A 3,396-nucleotide genomic window follows, 5' to 3' on the forward strand; every position below is an offset into this window, starting at 1 on the left:
GCCGAGCTCGACCGCCGCACGAGGGGAGTCCCCGCATGAACCCGCTGCTCGAGGTGAACGACCTGGTCGTGGAATACGGTCGCGGACGGCAGGCCTACCGGGCACTGCACGGCGTCTCGCTCGACATCGCACCTGGGGAGTGCCTCGGTCTGGTCGGAGAGTCCGGGTCGGGGAAGTCGACGCTCGGCAAGGCCATCCTCGGGCTCGCTCCCGTCACAGCCGGCAGCATCCGGTTCGACGGGCGCGAGATCAGCCACCTCGGCACCCGTCATCGCCGAGCGCTCGCCGATGACGTGCAGGTCGTCTTCCAGGACCCCTACGGCTCGCTGAATCCCGCCATGACGATCGGCGACATCCTCGCTGAGCCGCTGCTCACCACCGGCATCGGTGCCAAGGCCGCAGAGGCGAAGGTACGGGAGATGCTCGATCGCGTGCGGCTGCCGTCGACGTCGGTGGACCGGTATCCGAGCGAGTTCTCCGGCGGGCAGAGGCAGCGGGTCGCGATCGCCCGCGCGCTGGTGCGGGGCCCTCGCCTGATCGTGTGCGACGAGCCGGTGAGTGCGCTCGACCTCACCACGCAGGCGACGATCCTCGACCTGTTCATCGAGCTGCAGCGCGACACCGGTGTGGCCTACCTTTTCGTCTCCCACGACCTGGGCGTCGTGCGACGGGTCTGCCATCGGGTCGCGGTGATGTACCGCGGTGAGCTGGTCGAGGTCGGGGAGGGCGAGCAGGTGACCCGTGCCCCCGAGCATCCCTACTCCGAGCGCCTTCGGCTGGCCTCGCCTGTCGCCGACCCGCGCGCCCAGCGCGAACGTCGCGCGCAGTGGCTCGCTCTGCGGGAGGTGCGCGATGCGGCGGTACGGTAGCTCCAGGCCGGAACACTCCACGCAGCAGAATCGGCCGGAAGGACGACATGCCGAAGATCATCGACCACGACCAGCGTCGACGGGACATCGTCGAGGTGGCGAAGAGCATCATCCTGAAGGGCGGATTCGAGGCGGCGACCATGCGCAGCATCGCCGCCGAGGCCGGATTCGCGAACGGTGCCCTGAAGCACTATTTCCCCGGGAAGGAGAGCATCGTCGCCGCCACCTTCGAGACCGTGCTGCTCGAGCACGACACCTGGCTCCAGGAGTCGATCTCCGAGGGCGCGACGCCCGAGCGGATGCTGCAGCAGGTGCTCGAGGGCACGCTGCCGAGCAGTGTCGGGGAGATCGCGAGTGGGCGTGTGCTCCTCGCCCTCTGGGAGTACGCGATGTCGAACGATCAGCTCACGGTGCTCTACCGCACGCATCTCGCGCGGTGGCACGCGATGCTCGTCGAGCGGATGGAGGCGGCGCGCGATGCCGGATCCATCCGGGATCAGGACTATGCGGCCCTCGCGAACGAGTTCATCTCGGTCGCCGTCGGAGCGACGGTGATCAACCTCATGTATCCCGAGGGCGAGCGCATCGCCGACTACGAGGACTACATCCGGAAGTTCCTGGCGCGACTCCGCTGACCGCGAGGCGCCGCATTCGAGAGGAAGGCGCCTCATGACCGCACCACTGTCCGTCTCGCACCATCCGGGAGCGGGGCGTCCTGTCGTGTTCCTGCACGGCCTGGCCTCGAGGGGGCGTCTGGACTGGCCCGAAAGCGAGTGGGACGCCGTTCTCGGCGATCGACCGCGTGTGGTGATCGACCTTCCGGCTCACGGCGACAGCATCGCGCTCGGGACCGCGACGACATCGGCCGTGACCGACGCCATCGCCGCATCGATCCGTGCGGCCGTCGGTGAGCAGGAGGTCGACCTCGTCGGCTACTCGCTCGGGGCGCGGCTGTCATGGGACCTCGCGTCCCGTCACGACATCGCCGTTCGGCGGCTCGTGCTCGGCGGGCTCAGCGCGGGGGAGCCGTTCTCCTTCGTCGACCTCCCGGCCGCGCGAGCCTCCCTCGCGGACGGCAGCGCGCCGAGGGATCCGCTCACGGGCATGATCCTCGGCATGGTGTCGATGCCGGGCAACCGTCCTGCCGACCTGCTCGATCTGATCGAGGGTCTGGCGGCGGAGCCCTTCGTCGCCGATCGCGGCGGGCCGAGCGTTCCGGTCCTCCTGATCGGTGGAGTCGACGACGGGATGGCGGCGGGGATCGACGACCTCGCGGCGCTGCTACCCGATGCGCGGACACGGCGCGTTCCCGGCGACCATCTCGCGGCCCTGCACGCACCGGGGTTCCGGACCGCGGTGCGGGAGTTCCTCGCGGATTGAAGCCCCCTCGACATCCGGCTTCAATCATGATCTTTATTTCCAACATTCGTAGATAATTCGAAAGGCTCGCTCATGACCGAAACCCCCACCGCCGACGCGGCGCGGATCCTCGACATCGCCACCGGCTACATGGCCTCCAAGCAGCTCTTCCAGGCCAGCAGGATCGGCCTGTTCGCCGCGATCGCCGACGGGGCGGACACGGCGGCCGCGATCGCCGAGCGGTGCGCGGTCAGCGAGCGCATCGCGACGCTGCTCGCCGATGCGATGACCGCCAAGGGCCTGCTCACCAGGACCGGCGGACGCTACGCGCTCGCCGAGGACGCCGCCGCGTACCTGGTCGGCGACGAGGCGGCGATCGACCTCGCTCCCTTCCTCACGTTCCTCGACGAGATCAGCTACCCGCACTGGCTGCAGTTCGCGCATACGGTCGACACGACCGAGCCGGGCGACCTGCAGATGGACGACGCCCGCTGGGCGACCTTCATGGCCGGCGTCATGACGTACAACCGTCTGCACGCGCAGGAGTTCGGCCGTCACGTCGACCTCGACGGTGCGACCAGGGTGCTCGACTTCGGCGGCCTGTCCGCCGAGTTCGCGCTGTCCGTCATGGCGGACAACCCCGAGCTGCACACCACGTTCCTCTACGCTCCCGGCTTCGAAGACGGCATCGCCGACGCGGTCGCAGCTGCGGGAGTGCAGGAGCGTGCCACGGTCGAGGTCGGCGACACGGCGACCACCGCTCCCGAGGGAGAGTACGACGCGGTCTTCGCGAACCACGTGATCCACCGCTTCTCCGCCGAGGAGAATGCGCAGATCTTCCGCAACCTGCGGGCGGCTGCCGTCGACGGCGCGACCCTGACCGTGCTCGACTTCTTCCTGGACGAGGATGTGGAGCAGCGCGGGCTCGACGCCCTGCACGCGGGCGAGTACCTCGTGATCGACGGCACCGTCGTCTATCCCGAGACCGAGGTGCGCGGATGGCTCGCCGACGCCGGCTGGTCGGTGCGCGACAAGGTCGCGCTGCCCGGCAGCCCGCGGGTGCTCGTGGCGACTGCGGTGTGAGACTCGTCCCGGCGCCGGGTGACCGGCGCCGGGGCACACGACTGGTCCGAGGGGGATCAGAGGCGGGCGGCATGCGTGAACATGC

4 protein-coding genes are annotated in these 3,396 nt (G+C 69.3%); all 4 read left to right on the forward strand.

Features of this window, described 5'->3' with window-relative positions:
* The first annotated feature begins 35 nt into the window (after positions 1–35).
* A complete protein-coding gene (locus AX744_RS01720) occupies positions 36–869 on the forward strand; it encodes an ATP-binding cassette domain-containing protein (RefSeq protein ID WP_046749686.1) in 834 nt (277 codons plus the stop codon).
* Positions 870–916: 47 nt separating this feature from the next.
* On the forward strand, positions 917–1,504 hold the full coding sequence (locus AX744_RS01725; protein ID WP_046749685.1) for a TetR/AcrR family transcriptional regulator: 588 nt from the start codon (positions 917–919) through the stop codon (positions 1,502–1,504).
* A 34-nt stretch (positions 1,505–1,538) separates the two neighbouring features.
* Positions 1,539–2,249 carry an alpha/beta fold hydrolase gene (locus tag AX744_RS01730; protein WP_058632911.1) on the forward strand — a complete coding sequence of 237 codons (711 nt, stop codon included), beginning with the start codon at positions 1,539–1,541 and terminating at the stop codon, positions 2,247–2,249.
* Positions 2,250–2,321: 72 nt separating this feature from the next.
* A complete protein-coding gene (locus AX744_RS01735) occupies positions 2,322–3,311 on the forward strand; it encodes a methyltransferase family protein (RefSeq protein WP_058632910.1) in 990 nt (329 codons plus the stop codon).
* Positions 3,312–3,396 lie beyond the last annotated feature (85 nt).

It is taken from the genome of Microbacterium sp. CCH5-D1, from assembly GCF_001557335.1.
In the GTDB taxonomy this organism is placed as follows: Bacteria; Actinomycetota; Actinomycetes; order Actinomycetales; family Microbacteriaceae; genus Microbacterium; species Microbacterium oxydans.